Here is a 21,161-nt window from a genome sequence, read left to right as displayed (position 1 = left end):
GCACGGAGTGGCGAAGTTCAAAGTTTATAACTTGTTGAAAAGAAACGATTTATCCAGACGAGGTAACTGGCACGGTCACTGCAATTCCTCTCATGACGAGTTGTAACACCATTTTTCATGCCTGGAGCAGTACAACAATGAATAGATCCCCTGATGGCTATTATCCTGCCGTGGAAGAGTCGAGCAGCGTGTCGGGCGTGTCCTGGGGCGCGATCTTCGCAGGTGCTGCTGCGGCGGCCGCACTGTCGATGATTTTGGTACTGCTCGGGTTCGGCCTGGGCTTTTCGGCCGTTTCACCGTGGGCCGGCGAGGGCGTCAGCGCCAAGGGCCTGGGCATTTCGACGATTGTCTGGCTGGCGGTGACCCAGATCATCGCTTCCGGCATGGGCGGCTACATTGCCGGCCGTCTGCGCGTGAAGTGGGCGAACATGCACGGCGATGAAGTGTATTTCCGCGACACCGCCCACGGCTTCCTCGCCTGGTGCGTTGCCACTTTGGTAACCGCTGTGTTGGTGGTCGGTTCGGTCAGCAGTGTCGTCAGCGGGGGTGTACAGGCGGGTGCCAACGTCGTCGGCGGTGCTGCCGGTGCGATGAGCCAGGCCGCCGGTTCTGCCGCAGCCAATACTGACAGCGATCAGTACGGCTACTTCGTCGACAGCCTGTTCCGTGATGATCGTCCTGCTGCCGTCAGTGACGACGCCGCACGCGGCACCGTGACCCGAATCTTCGCCCAGAGCCTGGCCAACGGTCAGCTCAGCGCCGAAGACCGTACGTACCTCGCGCAACTGGTATCGCAACGCACCAACCTGAGCCAGGCCGATGCCGAACGCCGTGTCGACGAGATCTACGCCAACACGCAGAAAGCCATCGCTGACGCCAAGCTGAAAGCCCAGCAAGCTGCAGACACCGCCGCCAAGGTCGCGGCCTACACCTCGCTGTGGATGTTCGTTGCGCTACTGGCCGGTGCGTTCTTCGCCAGCCTCGCAGCCACCTTTGGCGGTCGTCGTCGCGATGCGGTCGAGTACGTTGAAGTCGACGCCTATACCACTACCACTCCGGTCCGTTAAAAAAGGAGAGTCACCATGCGCTCACTACTGTTGTTCTTCCTCGGCGTACCGATCCCGATCATCATCCTGATCGCTCTGTTCGTACACTGATTCCCTCTGAGGCAGGATGCCTCTGCCGCTTTCATCTTCGGGTGAAAGCGGCTTTTTGCTTTTTAGCGAGCGCTGCAGCGAAAATCGCTTAGCAAAGCGGGCGGTCCGCTTTATCTGTTTAAGGATGAGTCAGTTGGACAAGAAGGAAATCAAACGCCAGGTCGGCGCAATGCTTGCTGCCGGACATTCCCGGGCCGAAACGTTCAAGGCCCTGGCGGGTGGCAAAGTGAAGGATAGAGTCTTAGCGACCTGGATCGGCGCACACCCGGATCCGGTCCTCAGAAAAAGGCATTCGGTCAAAGTCAATGTGCTGGTCACGCTGATCAGCATGATGGGGCTGCTTGGAACGATTGCCGGCCTGCTTCAGATCAATGACGGCGGCATCGCTATGGCACTGTTCATGGTGTTGATTATTGGCGTGATTCCGTTTTTGTTTGCGTGGGGGTTCTACAAGGGAATAGCGCTGGTTTACACGATCTATATCACGTTCACGATCAGCCAGATTCCGCGGGAATTTGTAGGTTTCAGCGAAGAACCCGTGTCGACTGTGCTCGGTGCACTCTTCATTCTGGCCATGGTGTTTTACGCGGCATGGGTCAAATCGCTGTTGTTCCCTGACCTTGCATTGGTCGGCGCAAAGAAGATCAAAGGCCAGTTCGTCTTCTCCGACTGATCGTTGCACGTCCCGCCATTTTCACTGGCCTGGGTCAATATTTTGCGCGGCTGTATCGCCTACCGTAATTGACCCAGGCCTTTGCTGAGGTATGAGCTACAGTGCTTCTCGCGCACCTTGTTGCGCTGACGAAGTATCCGCGTCGACGTTGAAAGCAGAGCCATGAAAACGTCGACGAGGCGTAGTGCAGCAAGGAGCTGTCACAACCTCAACTGAATCTTCACGGACGAACACCGTAATGAACTGCCTAGAAAGAACCTTCGATATCCAGCCCTTGGTGCAGGCGGACATGACCGTGCACATCAATGGCCAAGCGGTCAGCGCCGCCATCGGCGAAACCGTCCTCAGCGTCATCCAGTCCCTCGGCGTGCGCCAGATCGCACGCAATGATCACGACCAGATCAGCGGCGCCTACTGCGGCATGGGCGTGTGCCAGTGCTGTCTGGTAAAAATCGACGGTCGCCACAAGCGCCGCGCCTGCCAGACCGTGGTGCGCGACGGCATGCAGATTGAAACCCGAGTCAACCGCGTCGTCGGGCAGGAGGTCGTATGAGCCTGCAACCGATAATCGTCGGCGGCGGGCCGGCGGGTATGGCAGCGGCCACCGAACTGGCGCGCCACGGGGTGCGTTGCACTTTGCTCGAGGAGGCTTCGCGCCTCGGCGGCGTGGTCTATCGAGGGCCGTTGCGTGATGGCGTGCAAATGGATTATCTCGGCCCGCGCTATTGCGAAGCGCTGGACAAGTTGCACGGTGAGTTTCAGCAGCATTCGGCCCTGATCGACGTGCGCCTCAACCATCGCGTGGTCGGCGCCGAAGGCACCCGCGCGCTGGTGGTGCTCGACGGCGATGAGCAGCTGCACGAGATGGCTTATCCGCAAGTATTGCTGGCCGCCGGCTGCCATGAACGCAGCGTACCGTTTCCCGGCTGGACGTTGCCTGGCGTCATCCTGCTTGGCGGCCTTCAACTGCAGATCAAGAGTGGCGTGGTCAAGCCGCAAGGGCCGGTGATCATCGCCGGCACCGGGCCGCTGCTGCCGCTGGTGGCGACCCAATTACATGCCTCTGGCGTGCGCGTCGCTGGCGTTTACGAAGCTTGTGCGTTCGGCAAAATCGCCCGCGAGAGTCTGGCGTTGCTGAACAAGCCGCAAATGTTCCTCGACGGCTTGAGCATGCTCGCTTATCTCAAATTGCATGGCATTGCGATGAACATGGTTGGGGGGTGGTGGAGGCCCATGGCGAAGGCGAATTGAAAAGTGTCAGCGTCGCGCCGTATTCGGCCACGTGGGGGGCGGATCTGTCGCGGGTCGAGCGCTTCGAAGCGCAGACGCTGGCGGTCGGTTACGGTTTTATTCCACGCACGCAATTGAGCCAGCAGATGGGCCTTGATCACGGCTTCAGCGACGACGGTTACCTGCGTGCCATCGCCAATGTCTGGCAGCAAAGCAGCGTGGCGCATGTGCATCTGGCCGGCGACATGGGCGGGATTCGCGGCGGTGAAGCGGCGATGCTGGCCGGCAGGATCGCCGCTACTTCAATCCTGCTGCAACGCGGTGTGCTCGACGTCGAACTGGCCCGTGTGCGCCGCGACCGCTACGCGAGCAAGCTCAGAGCTATCGTGCGCTTTCGTGCAGCAGTGGATCGCTACACCGAGCGCGGTGTTGGCCAGACTGCTTTGCCCGCAGCCGACACAGTGATTTGCCGCTGCGAACACGCAACCCGCGCCGACATCGATCTGGCGCTGGAGCAGGGCGTGCAGGACATCGCCAGCCTGAAAATGCGTACTCGCGTGAGCATGGGCGATTGTCAGGGACGAATGTGTGTCGGCTATTGCAGCGACCGCCTGCGGCAGGCCACCGGACGCCAGGATGTCGGTTGGCTGCGCCCACGTTTCCCGATTGATCCAGTGCCTTTTTCCGCGTTTCAGTCCTTCGGTAAGGAGGCCGCTTCCCATGAGTAAGTTCTACGACGTGGTCATTGCCGGTGGCGGCGTGATCGGCGCGTCCTGCGCCTACCAATTGTCCAAACGCAAAAACCTCAAGGTGGCGCTGATCGATGCCAAACGCCCCGGCAACGCGACCCGCGCCTCGGCTGGTGGTTTATGGGCGATCGGCGAGTCGGTCGGCCTCGGCTGTGGGGTGATCTTCTTTCGCATGATGTCGGCCAATCGCAAGCGCGCAACCCAGGGTGCGGCGGTGGCGGTGGACGCGAGTACGCCGCACATCTTGCCGGAATCGTTTTTCGATTTTGCTTTGCAATCCAACGCGCTGTACCCGGCGTTGCACCGTGAGCTGAAAGACAATCACGGCATGGATTGCAAGTTCGAGAAGACCGGGCTGAAGTTCGTGATTTATGACGACGAAGACCGGCTCTACGCCGAGCACATCGTCGGCTGCATTGCGCATCTCGCCGATCAGGTGCGCTGGCTCGATCAGGCGGCGTTGCGCGCAGCGGAACCGAGTGTCAGCCATGAGGCGCAAGGGGCGCTGGAGTTTCTCTGCGATCATCAGGTCAGTCCGTTCCGCCTCGCTGATGCCTATCTGGAGGGCGCGCGGCAGAACGGGGTCGACATCTTCGTCAACACCAACGTCACTGGCGTGTTGCATCACGGCACGCGCGTAACCGGCGTGCAGACGGCCGAGGCGGGTGTGTTTCATTGCAAGACGCTGATCAACGCCGCTGGTGCCTGGGCGGCGGACTTGAGCGAGTGGGCGACGGGGATTCGTATTCCGGTGAAACCGGTGAAAGGGCAGATTCTGCTCACCGAACGCATGCCGAAAATCCTCAACGGCTGCCTGACCACCAGCGATTGCTACGTGGCGCAAAAGGACAACGGCGAAATCCTCATCGGCAGCACCACCGAAGACAAAGGCTTCGACGTCACCACCACCTATCCGGAAATCGCCGGGCTGGTGCAGGGCGCGGTGCGCTGCTTGCCGGAGCTGGCGGACGTCAATCTGAAACGCACCTGGGCTGGACTGCGCCCGGGGTCGCCGGATGAATTGCCAATCCTCGGCCCGATGCGTGGGGTGGAAGGTTATCTGAATGCTTGCGGGCACTTCCGCACCGGGATCCTGACGTCGGCAATCACCGGTGTGTTGCTGGACAAACTGGTGAATGACGAGCCGCTGCCGCTCGATATCGCACCGTTTCTGGCGGATCGGTTTGCAGTTGCAGCCGTCGAGCCAGCATCCGCGGTGGAACTGGCCTGACCCTCTCCCACATGATCGTTCCCACGCTCTGCGTGGGAATGCCTCAAGGGACGCTCCGCGTTCCAGCTCGGGAAGTGGAACGCGGAGCGTCCCGGGCTGTGTTACCACGCGGAGCGTGGGAACAATCAAGCAGGCTCGCTCCCACAGTTGAATCTGCGCAAGGCACGATCAGGACTTGCGGGCTTGTTCTTCGAGCTGATCGGATTCGAACAATTTGGCCAGTTCCGCCCGGGCTTCCTGGGCGGTCTGCAGGACTTTGGCGGCGTCATCGTAGACCGCGTGTTGCGCCTCCAGCACCTGTTCGTCGTGATGCTTGAAACGCTTGATCCTCGCATCGGCCTGGGCCTGCGTCAGACCGAGGCCGACCAGCGTGCGCCGGCTCATTTCCAGGCTCGAATAATAGGTCTCACGAATCGCTTCGGCGCCGACATCAACGAGGCGATGGACATGCTGGCGGTTGCGCGCGCGGGCGATGATTTTCATGTGCGGATACAGCTTGTGCACCACTTCGGCAGTTTTGATGTTGGTCTCCGGATCGTCCGTGGCGATGACGAAATATTCCGCCTCGCCAACCTTCGCCGCATGCAGGATTTCCGGGCGCATCGGGTCGCCATAGAACACCGGCACACCGCCGAAGCTGCGCGACAGCTCGATGGTTTCCACCGAGGTGTCCAGCGCGACGAACTTGATGTTCTGCGCGCGCAGAATCCGCGCCACGATCTGACCCATCCGGCCCATGCCGGCAATCACCACGCGCGGCGCTTCGGTGTCGATCTCGCGGAATTTCTCCGGCACTTCCACCGGCTGCACTTTCGGGCTGACCAGGCGTGCGCAGATCAACAGCAACAACGGCGTCAACGCCATCGACAGGGTAATGGTCAGCACCAGCAAGTCGTACAGACGCGGCTCGAACAAGCCTTGATCGCGGCCGATCTTGAACACTACAAACGCAAATTCCCCGCCAGCAGCCAGAACGATGCCGAGGCGGATCGCGCTGATCTTGTTCAGCCCGCCCGCCAGGCGCCCGACGACAAACAGCAGCGGCAATTTCAGGCCGATCAGCAGCAGGGTCAGGCCTAACACGGTGCTCGGGCTACTCAACAACAAGCTGAGATTGGCGCCCATGCCGACGCTGATGAAAAACAACCCGAGCAGCAGGCCCTTGAACGGTTCGATCTGCGCTTCGAGTTCATGCCGGTATTCCGAATCCGCCAGCAGCAGACCGGCGAGAAAGGCCCCCAGCGCCATCGATACGCCGACCAGATCCATCAGCCACGCCGTGCCGATCACCACCAGCAATGCGGTGGCGGTGGACACTTCCGGCAGACCGGTTTTCGCCACCACGCGGAACACCGGACGCAGCAGATACCGCCCGCCGATCACCACCACGGCGATGCCGCCGAGCACCTGCAGGCTGTGACGAATATCGTCGGCGGTGCTGGTGTGATGATCGACGCCGGCGAGCATCGGCACCAGGGCAATCAACGGAATCGCGGCGATGTCCTGAAACAGCAGAATCGCAAAAGCCAGCCGCCCGTGAGGGCTGGTCAGCTCCTTGCGTTCGGCGAGGCTCTGCAGGCCAAACGCTGTAGATGAGAGCGCCAGACCGAGGCCCAGCACAATGGCGCTGTTGAGCGGCTGGCCGAACACCGTCAGTGCCAGCACACCGATCACCGACGCGGTCAGCAACACCTGCGCCAGACCGACGCCGAACACCGATTTGCGCATTACCCACAAGCGCCGCGGCGACAGTTCGAGGCCGATGATAAACAGCAGCAACACCACGCCCAGCTCGGAGATATGCGCAACGCTTTGCGGGTTGCCGATCAGGCCCAGCACCGAAGGGCCGATGATCACCCCGGCAAACAGATAACCGAGCACAGCGCCCAGTTGCAGACGTTTGGCCAAAGGCACGGTGAGCACCGCCGCGAACAGAAACACGACAGCGGCTTGCAACAGATTGCCTTCATGGGGCATGGAACGACTCCTGACTACGGGTACGGCGGGGCGACAAGGATAAGGGTTGACCGGATGTCAGATCCACCAAAGATCCCCTGTAGGAGCTGCCGAGTGCAACGAGGCTGCGATCTTTTGGTCTTGCTTTTACCTTCAGAGAATCAAGATCAAAAGATCGCAGCCTGCGGCAGCTCCTACAGGGTATTTCCGGTGCCGCTGTAATAATTTGCATCAATTGGTTACATTTATAACCCCTGCGCATCAATTTCCGGAAACGCCATGGCCATCAACTTCGATCTCAACGACTTGCAAGCCTTTCGCGCGGTGGTCGAGCAGGGCAGTTTCCGCAAGGCTGCCGATACCGTGCGCCTGTCGCAGCCAGCGCTGAGCCGGCGCATTGAAAAGCTCGAAGACGCACTCGGAGTCAAACTGTTCGAACGCACCACGCGCAAGGTCAGCCTGACCCAGGCCGGGCGCGGCTTCATGCCCAGCGTCGAGCGCTTGCTGGATGATCTCGACATCGCTTTGCTCGGCATCAGCGAAGTGGCCTCGACCCGCTTGGGCCATGTCACCGTCGCCTGCGTGCCCTCGGCGGCGTACTACTTCATGCCTCGCGTGGTCGCGCGCTATCACCAGCAGTTTCCGCGGATCAAAGTCAAAGTCCTCGATTCCAGTGCGCACGATGTATTGAGTGCAGTGGTCAATGGCGAGGCGGATTTCGGCTTGAGTTTTCTCGGCACGCAGGATGCCAAAGTCGAGTTCGAACCGCTTGTGCAGGAGTGCTACGTTGTCGCCTGTCGCCGCGATCATCCACTGGCAGGGCGCAGCAGCGTCAGCTGGGACGAGTTCTATCAGCAGGATTACATCGCGCTGGACAAGACTTCCGGCAATCGCTTTCTGCTCGATCAGGCCTTGGGTGGGGTGGTGCCGCAACGTCAGAGCATCTGCGAGACGCGCCATGTAACGACGATGATCGGGCTGGTAGAGGCGGGTTTGGGCGTGGCGGCGGTACCGTTGATGGCGATGCCCGGGCCGGATCATCCGATCCTGACGCGGGTGCCGCTGACCGAGCCGCAGGTGATGCGCAGTGTTGGCATCATCAAACGCCGGGATCGCACGCTGACCCCGGCGGCATTGGAACTGGAGCGGCTGGTCGTGGAGATGCGCGTCCAGCCGCCAACGATCAGCGCTTGACCGAATCCAGCCCGGTGGCCTGCACGTCAGCCTGAGCGGCGGGTGCAGCGAGGTAGGCGAGCAGGGCTTTGGCCTCTTCTGGATGTTCGGCCTTGACCGGAATGCCAGCGGCAAAACGCGTCACCGACTGTACCGATTCCGGAATCTTCGCGACGAAGCTCACGCCCGGCACCGGCAGCAATTCACTGACCTGCTGGAAGCCCAGCTGATAGTCGCCAGTGGCAACCACCGAACCGACCGGGATCCTGGCAATCATCTTCGCTTTCGGTTTCAGCTGATCTTCGATGCCGAGTTTCTTGAACAGCTGCTGCTCGATGTACACGCCACTGGCGCTGTCGGAGTAGGCCACCGATTGCGCATCGAGCAGGGTGTTCTTCAGGCCGTCGACGCTGCTGATGTCCGGTTTCACCGCGCCTTCGCGCACCACCATGCCGATCCGCGAATCCGCCAATTCAACGCGGGACGCCGGGTCGACCTTGCCTTGTTTGATCAGCTCATCGAGGGCGTAGCCGACCATGATCACCACGTCGGCGTGCTCACCGCGCGCCAGACGATTGGGGATCGCTTCCGGCGCCTTGCCCATCGACGGGCCGAGACTGGTGGTCAGGGTGTTGCCAGTGGCGGCCGCGAATTTCGGCCCGAGGATCTTGTAGGCGGCAGTGAAACCACCCGACGTCATCACGCTGAGTTCTTCGGCCTGGGCCGCGAAATTGAAGGCGAGACCGGCGAGCAGGGCGGTGACAGTAAAGAGTCTTTTCATGGCGAGTTTTTCCTCAGGCCGCGACAGGTTGCAGACGACCACCGGCACGGCGGTACAGATAAAGCGTGGCGCACAGCGCGCACAGGGCACCGATGCTCATCCAGTAACCTGGCGCGGCTTTGTCGCCGGTGTACTGGATCAGGAAGGTCGACATTGCCGGGGTGAAACCGCCGAAGATCGCCGTGGCCAGGCTGTAGGCCAGGGAGAAACCGGCAACGCGCACTTCAACCGGCATGATTTCGGTCAGCGCCGGAATCATCGCGCCGTTGTACAAGCCATAGATGAAGGACAACCACAGCAGCGACAGCAGCATGTTGGTGAAGCTCGGCGCCTGCACCAGGAACGACAGCGCCGGATAAGTCGTGGCCAGCGCCAGCAAGGCCATACCGATCAGCACCGGACGGCGGCCGATACGGTCGGACAATGCACCTCCAATCGGCAGCCAGAAGAAGTTCGATACGCCCACCAGCAGGGTCACCAGCAACGCGTCGGAAGTGCTCAGGTGCAGCACGGTTTTACCGAAGGTCGGCGCATAAACGGTGATCAGGTAGAACGCGGTGGTAGTCAGCGCGACCATCAGCATTCCGCCAAGTACCACGCCCCAGTTCTGGCCCAGCGTTCGGAACACTTCGCGCATGCTCGGGCGGTGTTTGCGCGCGGTAAACTCTTCGGTTTCCGCCAAGTTACGACGCAGGAAGAAGATGAACGGGACGATCATGCAACCGACGAAAAACGGAATGCGCCAGCCCCACGCGGCCACGGCTTGCGGCTCCATCCACTGATTCAGACCGTAGCCCAGTGCAGCCGCGACAATGATCGCCACTTGTTGACTGGCCGACTGCCAAGCGGTGAAAAAGCCTTTGCGACCCGGCGTGGCGATCTCGGACAGATACACCGAAACACCACCGAGTTCCGCACCGGCGGAGAAGCCTTGGAGCAACCGGCCGATCAGTACCAGCGCGGGAGCGAACAGGCCAATGGTTTCGTATCCGGGCACGAGCACAATCAATATCGTGCCGCTGGCCATGATCGACAGGGTGACGATCAGGCCTTTGCGACGGCCGACATCATCGATGTACGCGCCGAGCACGATGGCGCCCAACGGGCGCATCAGGAAGCCTGCGCCAAATACGGCGAAAGTCATCATCAATGAGGCGAACTCGCTGCTCGCCGGGAAGAACACCGCCGCGATCTGTGTGGCGTAGAAGCCGAACAGAAAGAAGTCGAACTGTTCGAGGAAGTTCCCCGAGGTCACTCGGAAGATGGCACCGGCCCGCGAGCCGTTGGTAGGGATTGAGGCTGTCATAGAAAAGTACTCCACTCTTTTATGACGTGCGCTACGCAGAAGCGGCGCACGGTTTTTATTGAGGTGGATGGTGGCGCAGATGTAACAATCTGTTAATTGCATTATTGGCATGGATTGATGCGTCGGACGGATCAATGGCTTCAGTGCTTGGCGCCTTTGCGGGAGCGAGCCTGCTCACGATAGCGGTGTGTCAGGCGCCAGTGCTGTCGGATTATCAGTCGGTCTAAGCCGTAGCCGCCACGGCCCCCTGTTCGCGAGCAACCTCAGTTGCGCCGTTATCAACCTGCACCGGGATACTCAAAAACGGCGGTAGCGGACAATCGAGCAGGTCGGCAACCGCCCGGAACAGCTCCGCCTCGGCCACGGTGATCACGCCGTCGTGCATTACGCAGCGAGTCATCGCATCGAGCAGGGCGGGGCGCTCTTCCGGCATGAGATGGCGCAGACGATTGAGCGCGGTTTCCAGGCCGATCAGCTCTTCGAGATCCTTGCGTATCTCTTGCGGCTGTTCGAAGGCAAGCCCCTGCCAGGCGGATTGCAGTGCCTGTGCGGCCGCCGCTTGATCGTTTTGTCCGGCACGGGCCAGCGCGCTCAGCAGCGCCAACAATTCTTCGGCACACTGGAACAGGCCAAACTTGAACTGCACCGGTGCCGCGCCCAGCACATTGCGCTCGACGATGCGCAACAGCGTCCATTCAAGCAGTTCGGTTTCGTTGTCGGCTTCAATCAGCGCGATCAGGTTGGCATCGACTCTGGCGAAACTTTTGCCGAGCTGTTGCAGGCTCGGCGTTGCCAGATCGAGCAACGGCAAACGCAGCCCGGGCTGCAGCGATAACAGCGGATTTTGCAGCAGCTCCAGTTGCTCGAATACCGCATCGTCGACGCCCCCTCTCAGTGTATCGAGCTGCATGCCCAGTACAGGCGCCGAGCGTGACAACAACAACCCGTAGACGATCGCTTGGGCGCCGTCGACGCTGCGCGCAGCCTCTCTGAGAACCTGCGGAATATCGCCGAGCACACGGCGCGCCTCAATCAAATGCTCTGCCTGCGGCGCGCCGATCGCCGCAACGGACGCCTGTGCCGCACTCAGGTCGTACAGCGCCGCCATGGCGGCAGCCGGAACACCGCCAAATGCATCCGATATCGGCAGGTCGGGTTTGGCCTGCAGTTCCACCGCAGGCGCGGCGATTTTCACGAAGCTGCCATCCCATTGCGCATCAACCCGGCGGATCCGCTCGCTCAAATCCGGATGCGAGGCCATCAGGTCGAACGAAGACGTGCCCGAACCGAAATACAAATGGCTGAATTCGGCAGCACGCGCGGCATTGAGTGTTGCGCCCAATTCATAGCCGCCGATTTTCTTCAGGGCACCGGCGATGCTTTGCGGGTTGCGCGTGTATTGCACAGCCGTCGCATCAGCGAGGAACTCGCGCTGCCGCCCGATCGCTGCCTTGATCAGGTTGCCGAAATACGACCCGGCAAATCCTGCAACGCACAGGACAAAACCGACCAGCGCGCTGAATGCGACAAATTTGTTGCGGCGCGCGGCTTCTTTGCCCACCGCGTCGGTGCCACGCAGGATGTAACTTCCAGTCAGCCCGAGCACGAGGATGCCGTGGACGATTGCGATCAATCGCGTGTTGAGGCGCATGTCGCCGTTGTAGATGTGGCTGAACTCATGGGCAATGACGCCTTGCAACTCCTCGCGCGTCAGCAGATTGATCGCGCCCTGAGTCACGCCGATCACCGCGTTTTGCGGTGTCATACCTGCGGCGAAAGCGTTGATGCCCAGCTCCGGCAACAGATAGACGGGGGGAACGGCCGTGCCTGAGGCGATCGCCATCTCTTCCACAACGTTGAGCAGGCGCTGCTCTTCCAGGGTTTGCGCGTTATGGTTGATCAGCCGGCCGTTGAGGCCACGGGCAATGACTTTGCCGCCGGCCGACAGCTCGGAATGTTTCGCCGTGCTGCCCAGCAGCACGACGCTGATCACCACCGCTGACACATATCCGATCAGCTCCCAGCTCATCTCCAGATCGAAGAGAACATTGCCGTCGCCATCCTCCACAGGAATGGTCATCAGCACGCAGGAAACGGCTATCAGACTCAGGACGGCCAATCCCATCAAAACGATAAGCAGCAGGGTGCGACGCTTGGCCTGGCGCTGTTGTTGGAAAAAATTCATGGTGCCATCCGTTGGCTGGGGTCAGAACGAAACCTGTGGTGCTTGCTGAATCGCGGCGCTGTCGGCGAACGTCAGCACCGAGGCATCGGCAGCATGGCCGAAAAGCGGCGCGAACAGCGCAGCCGGAAAACTCTGCTTGAGGGTGTTGTAGGTCATCACCGCATCGTTGTAAGCCTGGCGAGCAAAACTGACCTTATTCTCGGTGCTGCTCAGCTCCTCGCTCAATTGCTGCATGTTCTGCGAAGCCTTGAGATCCGGATAGGCTTCGACCGTCACGTTCAAACGGCCCATCGCAGTGCTGAGCGCGGTGTCCGCCTGCCCGAGCTGGACAATGTTCCGCGCATTGCCCGGCTGCGCCTGAGCTGCCTGCAGGCCTGCAACCGCGTTGTTGCGCGCGGCAATTACCGCTTCCAGCGTCTCGCGCTCGTGGGCCATGTAGCCTTTGGCAGTTGCCACCAGGTTGGGGATCAGGTCGTAGCGACGCTTGAGCTGTACCTCGAGTTGCGCAAAGGCATTGCTGATCTGATTGCGGCGGGCAACGAGCCGATTGAAGAGCTGGATGGCGTAAAGGGCGAGGAGGCCGGCGACGACCAAAAGGATGATGAGAGTGGTGTTCACGGTGATGTCCTTATTCACACGGTTGAAAGGGGCGCGGCATCTTAGCGCAATACAGGGGTCGTGTGGCAGCGGGCCACCTTTTGCCACAGGCCAGGTCGGCAGCGTCAAGCTGTCCGCCTGCCCCGCGAGAAAAACAAGGAATGTTTCCCGCGCCGCGCAGTCGGAGTTCAGGTACTACTCATCTGAAAGAGGTTCACCGATGAACAGCAAAAACCTAATCGCCAGCCTGGCCCTCGTTGCGGGCATTGCCGGGATCACGCCCATTGTTCAAGCGGCGCAAACCTCCAGCGACCCCTCAGTCCAATCGCCGACCAGCGACCGCCAACTGAAGGTCAACGACCGCGCACCGGAAATGTATCAGCGCGAAGACAAGGCGCTGAAAAATTGGAAAGCCAAAGGTCTGAAAGCACCGATCGAACAGGCGCAGTGGGTGCAGATCAACGACAAATACGTGATGGTGATGATCACCAACGGCACGATTGTCGAGATGCAGCCGGTTGAGAAATAGCTGATACAGCGGGGAGCTTCTATACAAGCTCCCCCTTGTCCCACAGATTCACCAGCTCCCCTGGCGCCCGGTCCTCTGGCACCTTCAGCACCATTTCCCCGGACTGATAGCGCACTTCAATTTGATAGAAACGCTGATCCCCACGGCCCGATTCGCTGCTGTCCAGTGGCAGGCAACCTTCGAGCACCGAGCAGATCCTTGAGCGCTGACTGATATCGCATTGCGCGAATTCGATTTCCCGAGGGCGGCTCAGGCTGTGAATCGCTGCAACGCCACCCTGGCGAGATACGCGCAAAACAGAATCTTTATCCAGTTCGGGTAGCGTTTTCATGCGGACTCCTCGGATTATTCGATACCGACTTGCGCCCAGGCTTGCTGCACGGTGTCGGCTGCTTCGGCGCCAAAGCGCTGGCCGGCGTGGTCGACGGTCAGTTTTGCGAACGCGTCGAACGTTGCCTCCTGGCTCAAGCGGTTGTCGCACAGCGTGTCGTACCAGATTCGTCCGGCCTTTTCCCACGCGAAGCCGCCAAACGCTCGGGCTGCCAGGTAAAACGCGCGGTTGGGAATGCCGGAATTGATGTGCACACCGCCATTGTCTTCGCTGGTGAGGACGAACTTGCGCATATGGTCCGGTTGCGGATCTTTGCCCAGCAACGGATCGTCATATGCTGTGCCAGGGTGCGACATCGAGCGCAGGCCCTTGCCCTGAATCTTCGGCATCAGCAGGTCGGCGCCGATCAACCAGTCGGCCTGCTCGGCGGTTTGCCCGAGGGTGTACTGCTTGGTCAAGATGCCGAAGACATCCGACAGCGACTCGTTCAGCGCGCCGGACTGATTGGCATAAATCAGCCCGGCCTCGCTCTCGGTGACACCGTGGGCCAGTTCATGGCCGATGACATCGAGCGAGCGGGTGAAGCGCTGGAAGATTTCGCCATCGCCGTCACCGAAGACCATCTGCGCGCCGTTCCAGAATGCGTTCTCATAACCCTGGCCATAATGCACGCTGCCGATCAGGGCAAATCCCTGATTGTCGATCGAATCGCGCCCGAGCACTTTCCAGAAGAAATCATAGCTGGCGCCCAGCGCGTCGTAGGCCTCATCGACCGCCGGGTCCCCCGCAGGTGGCTGGCCCTCGAGGCGTACCGGCATACCGGGCAGAAGCATTTTGTTCTGTGCATCATGCACACTGCGCCGGGCGAGGCCAGGCTTGGTCGCCTCCGGCAGAATCGCCCGCGCCGGCGGCTGCGAAGGGCGGCCGGGGTTGGGCAACAGGCTGCGCACATGATTGAGTGTCTGCATCGCGGCACTGCGCTGCGGCTCCGAGCCGTGGGCGATGATGCGGTTGAGGATGTAGGGCGGGATGAAACTGCGCAGCAATCGGGAGTCGGTCATCAAAGCATCCTTGTCGTCATACGATGTCGATACACATGTGAGCGGCAACGCGTGTTTTCGGTTCCATGGATTGCCATCGTGGACGGATTCTGCGAAAAACGCCGTCCGCGAACACCTCGACAGAGCCTACGACATGACAGACGAACTGCAAATCATCGACCTGCAACCCGGCGACGGCAAAGCCGCAGTCAAAGGCGCGCTGATCACCACCCAATACACTGGCTGGCTGGAAGACGGCACGGAATTCGACTCGTCCTGGAGCCGGGGCAAACCGTTTCAGTGCGTGATCGGCACTGGCCGAGTGATCAAAGGCTGGGATCAGGGCCTGATGGGCATGCAGGTCGGCGGCAAACGCAAATTGCTGGTGCCGGCGCGTCTGGGGTACGGCGAGCGGACCATGGGCAAGATCCCGCCGAATTCGAATCTGGTGTTTGAAATTGAGTTGTTGGAGGTTTTGACGCGCGAGGATTGAGGTCTGAGGAACGTGCGTCTGGATGAAGCAACCCTCATCCAAACGCTTTCAACTTCGGATGCTCAGGTGAACATCTCTATATCGTCCATTGTGTCCTCAATGACGCCCTGCAACGAGGGCATCCGACCCCTTAAGTTTTCGAGCGCCGGCAAAGCGGTTTCGGTATTTTGCTGTTGATGTATGACCTGGTGGCCAAGTCGATCTTCGTGAGCCTGCTGCCGCGCCAGCATGTCTTCATAAGCGGCATGCGCGGCCTCGCGCGCAGCAAGTTCGCTGGCAGTCATGTAGCGGCTGGTGATGTGGTGTCCGTCTCCCTCTGGCGGGTTCTGGGTTCGGGGGATGTCTTTCTTGCGAGCCATGAGCGTCCTTGTCCGCTGTTTAAAAACGAAGCGGACGCTAAAGCTACGAAGGAGTGATGGATGTAGGACGCGTCTGAAAGTGTTGCGGTTGTCAGGACTGCAAAAAGATCAAATCCATGGCCAGAGAGGTCAACAAATCGCCTTACCCTACCGCCCAAACCGCTCCCGATAAACCGACGGCGGCACGCCCACCACACTGCGGAACGCCGCTCGAAAGCTCTCCACCGAGCGATAGCCGCAGCGCTGGGCGATCTGTTCGGTGTGTTGGTGAGTGCTTTCAAGCAATTCTCGCGCCCGCGCCAGGCGTTCATGTTGCAGCCACGCCTTGGGCGTTTGCCCGCTGGCTTCGGCGAAGCGCCGCAAAAAGGTGCGCTCGCTCATCGCCGCTTCACTGGCCAGATCGCGGACTTCCAGTGGTTCGTGCAGGCGTTCGCGGGCCCATTGCATGACGCGCGACAGGTCGCTGCGTGGGGTCGGGCTGACCGGCGTTGGGATGAATTGGGCCTGGCCGCCGGTGCGTTGCGGCGACATGACCAGGCGCCGCGCGACGGCGTTGGCAACCTGCGTGCCGAAGTCGCGGGTTACCAGATGCAGGCAGGCGTCGATGCCGGCGGCGCTTCCGGCGGAGGTGATCAGTTGACCGGCGTCGACGTAGAGCACGTCCGGATCGACCTCGATGGCCGGGAAGCGTTGCGCCAGTTCGCTGGTGTAGCGCCAGTGGGTGGTGGCCCGGTGACCGTCGAGCAAGCCGCTGGCAGCGAGGACGAATACGCCCGAGCAGATCGACAGCAACCGCGCGCCTCGGGCATGGGCCTGACGCAACGCGTCGATCAGCGCTGGCGGTACTTGGGCGTTGCGATCGCGCCAGCCGGGAATGACGATGGTGCGCGCTTCGCTGAGCAGTTCCACACCGCCATCGGCTAACACTTGAATCCCGCCCATGGCGCGCATCGGGCCTTGATCGACTGCGGCAATCGCATGCTCGTACCAAGGGAAATCGAACTCCGGTCGGGCCAGGCCAAAGATCTCCACGGCAATGCCGAACTCGAACGTGCAGAGGCCATCGTAGGCGAGAATGGCGACGAGATTGGGCTGAGTGAGCATTTGGCGGAAAACTCCCGGTCGGTGTCTTGCGCGCCACTGTAGCGACAAGCGCCGGCTCGATAAAGTCTGTTCATACCCCACAGACAAAGGAGCAACACTGCATGACCAGCCTGGTTCGCGAAATCCCTGCCGCCCCCTCGGCGATTGCGCTGATGCATTTCAGCAATCGTCTGACCTTCGAAACTGATTGCTCCGACGTGTTCAGCAGCCACGAGGCCGGGGAGGTCGACTTTGTTCTGGTGGACGTGCGCGGCCCATTGGCGTTCGAACGCGGCCATGTGCCCGGTGCGATCAACATCCCGACACGCTTGCTCACGGCGGAACTCCTGGCCGATTACCCGAAAAACACCGTGTTCGTGGTCTATTGCGCCGGGCCGCATTGCAACGGTGCGAACAAGGCGGCGGTGAAGCTGGCGGCGCTGGGTTACCCGGTCAAGGAAATGATCGGCGGCGTTACCGGATGGCTGGATGAGGGCTTCAAGCTGAGCGCGGTGACAGTCGCCAACACACCTATCGCCTGCGAATGCTGACGTTTCTGTAGGAGGATCGGCGTTTCTTGCTCTGAAAACAGTCTTGTCCTGCAGCCTTCGCACCACCACGGCGCACGCGCTGACCCTCGTCAATGCGTGCGCCGATGTTCTGTAAGTATTTGTCGCTTAAAAACAATTGCCCCTGTGCGCGTCGCCATAGACTGCCGGCCACTTCGGTTTTTGCTGTTAGAACGCCATGACCGAATGCTGACTCGAAAGCTGCCAATAAAAGCCTCCGCACGGGAGTAATAAATGAAAAAGCTAGTGATGTTCGGTGCCCTGGCACTGTCGATGTTGTCCCTGACTGCTGTGGCTGAAGACGCCAAGCCGATCCGCATCGGTATCGAAGCCGGGTACCCGCCATTCTCGATGAAAACCCCTGACGGCAAACTCACTGGTTTTGACGTGGACATCGGCGATGCACTGTGTGCGCAGATGAAAGTTAAATGCACGTGGGTCGAGCAGGAGTTCGATGGTCTGATCCCGGCACTGAAAGTGAAGAAGATCGACGCGATCCTGTCGTCGATGACCATCACCGACGACCGCAAGAAAAACGTCGATTTCACCATCAAGTACTACCACACCCCGGCACGCTTCGTGATGAAGCAAGGCTCGGGCGTCAAAGACCCGCTGACTGAACTCAAGGGCAAGAAAGTCGGCGTGCTGCGCGCCAGTACTCACGACCGTTATGCGACCGAAGTGCTGGTTCCGGCCGGAATCGAACTGGTGCGCTACGGCTCGCAGCAGGAAGCCAACCTCGACATGGTGTCCGGGCGTATCGACGCGATGCTGGCCGACTCGGTCAACCTCAGCGACGGTTTCCTGAAAACCGACGCCGGCAAAGGCTTCGAATTCGTCGGCCCGACGTACGAAGACGCCAAGTACTTCGGCGGCGGCGCTGGCATTGCCGTGCGCAAGGGCGATACCGCACTGGCTGAGCAATTCAACAAAGCCATCACTGAAATCCGCGCCAATGGCGAGTACAAGAAAGTCCAGGACAAGTACTTCGACTTTGACGTATACGGCCATTAATACGCCGTGAGAAAAAGTGGCCCCGTTTGCGCGGTGGCCACTTTTTTTATGCTTTCTTTCTACTGATAGAGATCCATTGTGGGAGCGGGCTTGCCCGCTTCCAAAGGGGATCTGTGTGATGCAGATATGAGGAGTTAACCATGCAACGCATCGACCACGTTCTGCCCTGGAGCCATTTGGGCAGTGAGCGCTCCCTCAGCGTGTTCCGCTATGGCGCCGGCAGCCGCAAGGTGTATATCCAGGCCAGCCTGCACGCCGATGAGTTGCCGGGCATGCGCACCGCGTGGGAACTCAAGCTGCGCCTGAGCGAACTGGAGCAGCAGGGCCGCTTGCAGGGCGTCATCGAGTTGGTGCCGGTGGCCAATCCGATTGGCCTGGATCAGCATCTGCAAGGCAATCACATGGGCCGCTTCGAATTGGGCAGCGGCAAGAATTTCAATCGCGCATTCGTCGAGCTCAGCGCGCCGGTAGCGTCGCTGGTTGGCGAACGCCTGGGCGCGGATGCCGAGGCCAACGTCGCGCTGATTCGCCAGGCCTTGGCTCAGGTCTTCGATGAATTGCCGGCGCCGGCCTCGCAACTGCAAGCCTTGCACCGCTTGTTGCTGCGCCACGCCTGCGACGCCGACATCACCCTTGATCTGCATTGCGACTTCGATGCTGCGATTCACCTTTACGCACTGCCGCAACACTGGCCGCAGTGGCAATCGCTGGCGGCGCGGCTGAAGGCCGGCGTCGCATTGCTCTGCGAGGATTCCGGCGGCAGCTCGTTCGATGAGTCGTGCTCGACGCCGTGGTTGCGTCTGGCCAAGGCATTCCCGCACGCGGTGATTCCGGCGGCGAATCTGGCGACGACGCTGGAGTTGGGCAGCATGGGCGACACTCGCGTCGATCAGGCTCAGGCCAACTGTGAAGCGATTCTGGGCTTTCTCGCCGAGCAGGGGTTCATCAGTGGTGAGTGGCCGACCGCGCCGAGCGAATGCTGTGAGGGCCTGCCGTTCGAAGCCACCGAATACCTGTTCGCCCCGCACCACGGCGTGGTCAGTTTCCTGCGCAATGCCGGCGAGTGGGTAGAGCAGGGTGATGCGTTGTTCGAGGTGGTCGATCCGCTGCAAGATCGGGTGACCACCGTGCGCGCCGGCACCAGCGGGGTGCTGTTTGCGATTGATCGCGGGCGTTATACCGAACCGGGAATCTGGCAGGCGAAAGTGGCGGGTAGGGTGCCGTTTCGTACCGGCAAGCTGACCAACGACTGACAGGTGCGGTGAATGTGCCGGCCTCTTCGCGAGCAAGCTCGCTCCCACAGACAAACGCATTTTACCTGTGGGAGCGAGCTTGCTCGCGAACGGGCCATCAGCCACTTCACAAATTTGGATCCTCTTCCAAGGATGTTAGGCTCCCCGGCGAACCCGACACTCTGTGAAGGAACGCTGCAATGCTGAAAATATTCACCCTACTAACGCTGCTCGCATCCACCGCCGTCCACGCACAAACCACCGTGCAATCCGACCTGCCGCTCAAATACCTCGAACAGGTCCACGCCGACGCAGAACCACGTCCGCTGGTGATTTTCATGCACGGCTACGGCAGTAACGAGGCCGATCTCATCGGCATGAAATTTCAGCTGCCGGCGCAGTACAACTACCTGTCGGTGCGCGCGCCGATGACGTTGGGTGAAGGACGTTACCAGTGATTTCGCAAGAAAGGCGAAGGTGCCTACAACGGCGAGACTGATGATCTGAAGGTCAGCGGCCAGAAGCTGCGGGACTTTATCGCCCAGGCGGCGAAGAAATATCACGCCGCGCCGGACAAGGTGTACCTGATCGGCTTCAGCCAGGGCGCGATGATGAGCTACGAAGTGGGCCTGCGCGCGCCAGCAGCCGTGGGCGGATTCGCTGCGTTGAGCGGGCGCTTGTTGCCGGTGCTCAAGGCCGAACTCAAGCCCGGGCAAGCGCCGTTGCCGCTGAGCATTTTTATCGGCCACGGCACCGCTGATGATCCGGTGCCTTACCGTCACGGAACCGAGGCCAATGCGCTATTGCAAAAGCTCGATTACAAACCCGAGTTTCATGCTTATCCGGGCGTCGGCCACAGCATCAGCGCGGCCGAACTGCGCGATCTGAATGGCTGGCTGCAGCGGCTCAATCCTTGACGATGGCTTTGACCAGAGCATCGTGAGCCTTCTTGTCGCTGGCGCGGGAGATCACCTGCACCAGCGCCATCTTCGTCCCGGAGCCGGCCAGCAATGTGGTGTTGAGCGTCTGGCCACCACCCTGAGTGGCCGTACTGTCAACCTGACGCAAACCCAGGCCGGTGCCTTTCTGGGTCAGGCTTTTTTCGCTGAGCTTGTTGAAGTCCGGCAGGGCCTTGCGCTGATCGTCGATGAAACTCGACACGCTGGCGTCAAGAAACTCACCGTCGTTGTCCTTGACGTTCTGTCCTTCGGGGATCTGGTTTTCGGCGGCGATGACCACGGTTCTGGTGGCCTGGTTGGTGTACATCGTGCCCTTGGCGCCGCTTGGGCTGGCGGGCAGCGGGTCGGCAACGAAGCCTTTGGGCAGGACGAAGGCAAACTTGCCGTCGAGCAGCGAGACCTTCTCGGTTTTGACTTTTTCCTTGGCGGCGTGCGCGTTGATCGCGGCAAAACCGGCGACGGCCGCCAACATCAGGATGACGGCTTTTTTGCTCAACAATGACATCTGAATCTC

At 60.5% G+C, this 21,161-nt stretch carries 19 protein-coding genes and 3 pseudogenes; 12 read left to right on the top strand and 10 right to left on the bottom strand.

Annotated elements, in window-relative coordinates; all coding sequences use genetic code 11:
* The first annotated feature begins 137 nt into the window (after positions 1–137).
* The 5 genes and pseudogenes from ACP7D9_RS10320 (at position 138) to hcnC (ending at position 5,040) form a co-directional block, all read left to right on the top strand.
* A complete protein-coding gene (locus tag ACP7D9_RS10320; protein ID WP_426157180.1) occupies positions 138–1,067 on the top strand; it encodes a hypothetical protein in 930 nt (309 codons plus the stop codon).
* Positions 1,068–1,173: 106 nt separating this feature from the next.
* Positions 1,174–1,830, top strand: coding sequence for a hypothetical protein (locus tag ACP7D9_RS10315; protein WP_426157178.1), 657 nt, complete (start codon positions 1,174–1,176; stop codon positions 1,828–1,830).
* Between the two features lie 238 nt (positions 1,831–2,068).
* Positions 2,069–2,383, top strand: coding sequence for a (2Fe-2S)-binding protein (locus tag ACP7D9_RS10310; RefSeq protein ID WP_101162591.1), 315 nt, complete (start codon positions 2,069–2,071; stop codon positions 2,381–2,383).
* Positions 2,380–3,788, top strand: a pseudogene (hcnB, locus tag ACP7D9_RS10305) (cyanide-forming glycine dehydrogenase subunit HcnB). The gene ACP7D9_RS10310 and the pseudogene hcnB overlap by 4 nt, the downstream one beginning before the upstream one ends.
* Positions 3,781–5,040, top strand: a complete 1,260-nt coding sequence (hcnC, locus tag ACP7D9_RS10300) for a cyanide-forming glycine dehydrogenase subunit HcnC (protein WP_426157176.1) — start codon at positions 3,781–3,783, stop codon at positions 5,038–5,040. Before hcnB ends, hcnC begins: the two are co-directional and overlap by 8 nt.
* A gap of 168 nt (positions 5,041–5,208) precedes the next feature.
* Here the strand turns inward: hcnC and ACP7D9_RS10295 are convergent, their stop codons facing one another.
* Positions 5,209–7,017: a monovalent cation:proton antiporter-2 (CPA2) family protein gene (locus tag ACP7D9_RS10295; RefSeq protein WP_101162588.1), complete on the bottom strand. Its 1,809-nt coding sequence runs from the start codon at positions 7,015–7,017 to the stop codon at positions 5,209–5,211.
* A gap of 258 nt (positions 7,018–7,275) precedes the next feature.
* Between ACP7D9_RS10295 and ACP7D9_RS10290 the strand changes: the two genes are divergently transcribed.
* Positions 7,276–8,190 carry a LysR family transcriptional regulator gene (locus ACP7D9_RS10290; protein WP_064363592.1) on the top strand — a complete coding sequence of 305 codons (915 nt, stop codon included), beginning with the start codon at positions 7,276–7,278 and terminating at the stop codon, positions 8,188–8,190.
* Here ACP7D9_RS10290 and ACP7D9_RS10285 read toward each other — a convergent pair.
* The 4 genes from ACP7D9_RS10285 to ACP7D9_RS10270 form a co-directional block, all read right to left on the bottom strand.
* Positions 8,180–8,950 (bottom strand): substrate-binding domain-containing protein, encoded by a 771-nt coding sequence (locus tag ACP7D9_RS10285; protein ID WP_312998476.1) that lies wholly within the window; start codon positions 8,948–8,950, stop codon positions 8,180–8,182. The two genes, ACP7D9_RS10290 and ACP7D9_RS10285, sit on opposite strands and share 11 nt — an antisense overlap.
* Positions 8,951–8,963: 13 nt before the next feature.
* Positions 8,964–10,256, bottom strand: coding sequence for an MFS transporter (locus ACP7D9_RS10280; protein ID WP_397478312.1), 1,293 nt, complete (start codon positions 10,254–10,256; stop codon positions 8,964–8,966).
* 223 nt (positions 10,257–10,479) lie between these two features.
* Positions 10,480–12,441, bottom strand: a complete 1,962-nt coding sequence (locus ACP7D9_RS10275) for a M48 family metallopeptidase (RefSeq protein WP_426157172.1) — start codon at positions 12,439–12,441, stop codon at positions 10,480–10,482.
* 21 nt (positions 12,442–12,462) lie between these two features.
* Positions 12,463–13,059, bottom strand: coding sequence for a LemA family protein (locus ACP7D9_RS10270; protein WP_426157390.1), 597 nt, complete (start codon positions 13,057–13,059; stop codon positions 12,463–12,465).
* A gap of 199 nt (positions 13,060–13,258) precedes the next feature.
* Between ACP7D9_RS10270 and ACP7D9_RS10265 the strand changes: the two genes are divergently transcribed.
* Positions 13,259–13,567 (top strand): RcnB family protein, encoded by a 309-nt coding sequence (locus ACP7D9_RS10265; protein ID WP_426157170.1) that lies wholly within the window; start codon positions 13,259–13,261, stop codon positions 13,565–13,567.
* A 19-nt stretch (positions 13,568–13,586) separates the two neighbouring features.
* Here the strand turns inward: ACP7D9_RS10265 and ACP7D9_RS10260 are convergent, their stop codons facing one another.
* A complete protein-coding gene (locus ACP7D9_RS10260) occupies positions 13,587–13,898 on the bottom strand; it encodes a protealysin inhibitor emfourin (protein WP_426157168.1) in 312 nt (103 codons plus the stop codon).
* A gap of 14 nt (positions 13,899–13,912) precedes the next feature.
* A complete protein-coding gene (locus ACP7D9_RS10255; RefSeq protein ID WP_426157166.1) occupies positions 13,913–14,959 on the bottom strand; it encodes a M4 family metallopeptidase in 1,047 nt (348 codons plus the stop codon).
* 133 nt (positions 14,960–15,092) lie between these two features.
* On the opposite strand from ACP7D9_RS10255, the gene ACP7D9_RS10250 reads away from it, so the two are divergent.
* Positions 15,093–15,431, top strand: a complete 339-nt coding sequence (locus tag ACP7D9_RS10250) for an FKBP-type peptidyl-prolyl cis-trans isomerase (RefSeq protein WP_426157164.1) — start codon at positions 15,093–15,095, stop codon at positions 15,429–15,431.
* 194 nt (positions 15,432–15,625) lie between these two features.
* Here ACP7D9_RS10250 and ACP7D9_RS10245 read toward each other — a convergent pair.
* Positions 15,626–15,790 (bottom strand): annotated as a pseudogene (locus ACP7D9_RS10245) (S-type pyocin domain-containing protein); the annotation flags it as partial.
* 147 nt (positions 15,791–15,937) lie between these two features.
* Entirely contained in the window at positions 15,938–16,894 is a 957-nt protein-coding gene (gene ftrA, locus ACP7D9_RS10240) for a transcriptional regulator FtrA (RefSeq protein WP_426157162.1), read from the bottom strand.
* A gap of 101 nt (positions 16,895–16,995) precedes the next feature.
* On the opposite strand from ftrA, the gene ACP7D9_RS10235 reads away from it, so the two are divergent.
* From ACP7D9_RS10235 to ACP7D9_RS10220, 4 genes and pseudogenes are all read left to right on the top strand, one after another.
* Complete coding sequence (locus ACP7D9_RS10235) at positions 16,996–17,424, top strand: rhodanese-like domain-containing protein (protein WP_426157160.1); 429 nt, start codon at positions 16,996–16,998, stop codon at positions 17,422–17,424.
* A gap of 252 nt (positions 17,425–17,676) precedes the next feature.
* A complete protein-coding gene (locus ACP7D9_RS10230) occupies positions 17,677–18,456 on the top strand; it encodes an ABC transporter substrate-binding protein (RefSeq protein ID WP_101162576.1) in 780 nt (259 codons plus the stop codon).
* Positions 18,457–18,596: 140 nt separating this feature from the next.
* A complete protein-coding gene (locus ACP7D9_RS10225; protein ID WP_426157158.1) occupies positions 18,597–19,709 on the top strand; it encodes a succinylglutamate desuccinylase/aspartoacylase family protein in 1,113 nt (370 codons plus the stop codon).
* Between the two features lie 179 nt (positions 19,710–19,888).
* Positions 19,889–20,605, top strand: a pseudogene (locus tag ACP7D9_RS10220) (alpha/beta hydrolase).
* On the opposite strand, the gene ACP7D9_RS10215 reads toward ACP7D9_RS10220, so the two are convergent.
* Positions 20,595–21,152, bottom strand: coding sequence for a hypothetical protein (locus tag ACP7D9_RS10215; RefSeq protein WP_101162573.1), 558 nt, complete (start codon positions 21,150–21,152; stop codon positions 20,595–20,597). The pseudogene ACP7D9_RS10220 and the gene ACP7D9_RS10215 overlap by 11 nt on opposite strands.
* Positions 21,153–21,161: the final 9 nt, after the last annotated feature.

It is taken from the genome of Pseudomonas sp. TSRC2-2, from assembly GCF_049897785.1.
Classification (GTDB): domain Bacteria; phylum Pseudomonadota; class Gammaproteobacteria; order Pseudomonadales; family Pseudomonadaceae; genus Aquipseudomonas.
This window is presented reverse-complemented; position numbering and strand designations above follow the sequence as displayed.

Coding starts and splice junctions, on each gene's coding strand:
- ACP7D9_RS10320 (WP_426157180.1), top strand. CDS start 138: ATGAATAGATCCCCTGATGGCTATTATCCTGCCGTGGAAGAGTCGAGC.
- ACP7D9_RS10315 (WP_426157178.1), top strand. CDS start 1,174: ATGCCTCTGCCGCTTTCATCTTCGGGTGAAAGCGGCTTTTTGCTTTTT.
- ACP7D9_RS10310 (WP_101162591.1), top strand. CDS start 2,069: ATGAACTGCCTAGAAAGAACCTTCGATATCCAGCCCTTGGTGCAGGCG.
- hcnC (WP_426157176.1), top strand. CDS start 3,781: ATGAGTAAGTTCTACGACGTGGTCATTGCCGGTGGCGGCGTGATCGGC.
- ACP7D9_RS10295 (WP_101162588.1), bottom strand. CDS start 7,017: ATGCCCCATGAAGGCAATCTGTTGCAAGCCGCTGTCGTGTTTCTGTTC.
- ACP7D9_RS10290 (WP_064363592.1), top strand. CDS start 7,276: ATGGCCATCAACTTCGATCTCAACGACTTGCAAGCCTTTCGCGCGGTG.
- ACP7D9_RS10285 (WP_312998476.1), bottom strand. CDS start 8,950: ATGAAAAGACTCTTTACTGTCACCGCCCTGCTCGCCGGTCTCGCCTTC.
- ACP7D9_RS10280 (WP_397478312.1), bottom strand. CDS start 10,256: ATGACAGCCTCAATCCCTACCAACGGCTCGCGGGCCGGTGCCATCTTC.
- ACP7D9_RS10275 (WP_426157172.1), bottom strand. CDS start 12,441: ATGAATTTTTTCCAACAACAGCGCCAGGCCAAGCGTCGCACCCTGCTG.
- ACP7D9_RS10265 (WP_426157170.1), top strand. CDS start 13,259: ATGAACAGCAAAAACCTAATCGCCAGCCTGGCCCTCGTTGCGGGCATT.
- ACP7D9_RS10260 (WP_426157168.1), bottom strand. CDS start 13,898: ATGAAAACGCTACCCGAACTGGATAAAGATTCTGTTTTGCGCGTATCT.
- ACP7D9_RS10255 (WP_426157166.1), bottom strand. CDS start 14,959: ATGACCGACTCCCGATTGCTGCGCAGTTTCATCCCGCCCTACATCCTC.
- ACP7D9_RS10250 (WP_426157164.1), top strand. CDS start 15,093: ATGACAGACGAACTGCAAATCATCGACCTGCAACCCGGCGACGGCAAA.
- ftrA (WP_426157162.1), bottom strand. CDS start 16,894: ATGCTCACTCAGCCCAATCTCGTCGCCATTCTCGCCTACGATGGCCTC.
- ACP7D9_RS10235 (WP_426157160.1), top strand. CDS start 16,996: ATGACCAGCCTGGTTCGCGAAATCCCTGCCGCCCCCTCGGCGATTGCG.
- ACP7D9_RS10230 (WP_101162576.1), top strand. CDS start 17,677: ATGAAAAAGCTAGTGATGTTCGGTGCCCTGGCACTGTCGATGTTGTCC.
- ACP7D9_RS10225 (WP_426157158.1), top strand. CDS start 18,597: ATGCAACGCATCGACCACGTTCTGCCCTGGAGCCATTTGGGCAGTGAG.
- ACP7D9_RS10215 (WP_101162573.1), bottom strand. CDS start 21,152: ATGTCATTGTTGAGCAAAAAAGCCGTCATCCTGATGTTGGCGGCCGTC.